This window comes from Massilia sp. CMS3.1, assembly GCF_051262535.1.
GTDB lineage: Bacteria > Pseudomonadota > Gammaproteobacteria > Burkholderiales > Burkholderiaceae_D > Telluria.
Genome location: NZ_JBIMES010000074.1, coordinates 1 through 885, shown reverse-complemented (window position 1 = coordinate 885; position 885 = coordinate 1). Strand labels below are relative to the sequence as shown.

Below are 885 nucleotides of genomic sequence, written 5' to 3'. Positions count from 1 at the left end.
TAATGCCCAGCAAGACTGACTTGCCGCCGCTGGCGTGCTGTCTTGGCACCAGACCTAGCCATGCCGCCAGCTGCCGGCCGTTCCTGAAGTTCTTCGCGTCACCGACTGATGCGACCAGAGCCGTAGCTGTAATAGGGCCAATCCCGGGCACTTCAGCCAGTTTGCGGCTCAGGTCCGATTCGCGATGCCAGTGCGCGATCGTAGCCTCTAGCTCGTCGACTTGCTTGTCCAGCTCCTTCAAGTGCGTGTACAGCCGCTGTAACAATAGTCGGAAACTGTCAGGCAACTCGGGCTGTTCGATCAACTGCGGCACACGCTTGGCAATGTGAGCTATCCCCTGTGGAATCACAACGCCGAACTCGGCAAGCAGGCCGCGAATCTGGTTCGCCTGGGCAGTACGCGCCTTCACGAAACTCTGGCGCACCCGGTGCACTGACAGGATGGCTTGCTGCTCGTCGGTCTTGATCGGCACAAAGCGCATGCTGGGCCGGGCCACGGCCTCACAGATGGCTTCGGCATCGGCCGCGTCATTCTTGTTCGTCTTGACGTAGGGCTTGACGAACTGTGGCGCCATCAGCCTGACGACGTGCCCCATGGCCTGGAGCTTGCGCGCCCAGTAGTGCGAACTACCACAGGCTTCCATGCCAATCAGGCACGGCGGCAAATTCACAAAGAATTCCAGTACCTTCGAGCGCTCCAGCTTCTTGCGCAATACCGCCGTGCCCTGCGCATCCACCCCATGTACCTGAAACACCTGCTTTGCCAAATCCATGCCAACTGTCGTGATCTTCATGATGGTCGCTCCTTTCGATGACGAAGTGGAATCACTCCTCATTGTGGCATTCGCATGCCATTTTGAAAGCGGACGTCCATCCCATTAGAACC

At 58.4% G+C, this 885-nt stretch carries 1 protein-coding gene; it reads right to left on the bottom strand.

Annotation, left to right across the window (positions count from 1 at the left end; genetic code table 11):
- Positions 1 to 793 (bottom strand): IS110 family transposase (locus tag ACHAC9_RS24475; protein ID WP_435764410.1); only part of this gene is annotated, 793 nt, incomplete at its 3' end.
- Between the last annotated feature and the right edge of the window lie 92 nt (positions 794 to 885).